This window comes from Adlercreutzia sp. DFI.6.23 (assembly GCF_024462535.1).
In the GTDB taxonomy this organism is placed as follows: Bacteria; Actinomycetota; Coriobacteriia; order Coriobacteriales; family Eggerthellaceae; genus Adlercreutzia; species Adlercreutzia rubneri.
This window is the reverse complement of the sequence record NZ_JANGBP010000409.1, coordinates 1-307: the sequence shown is the minus strand read 5'-3', so window position 1 is coordinate 307 and position 307 is coordinate 1. Positions and strand designations below refer to the sequence as shown.

1 pseudogene is annotated in these 307 nt (G+C 69.7%); it reads right to left on the bottom strand.

The annotated features are described in order from the left end of the window. Window positions 1-307: pseudogene (locus tag NE591_RS13925) on the bottom strand (excinuclease ABC subunit UvrA); the annotation flags it as partial.

The window sequence follows — 307 nt, the reverse complement described above, 5'->3', positions numbered from 1 at the left end:
CTTCTCGTTGCCGAGGCCGTGTAAGAGCGCCTTCTGGGCCTTCTTCGGCATGTCCTCCCACGGGGTGTCGGCGTCGGTGCCCACATGCTGGGCCACGGCGCGCAGCACCTGGGGGGAGTAGTTGCCGCTCTTGAACGGCGCGATGACGCCCTCGTTCAGCGTGAGGGACGGATCCGGTACCACGAGCGAGGGGTCCACCTCGTCGCGGCTCCCGATGCCGAGGCAGTCGGGGCAGGCGCCGGAGGGGGCGTTGAAGGAGAAGTCGCGGGGCTGCAGCTCGTCCATGGAGTGGCCGTGCTCGGGGCAC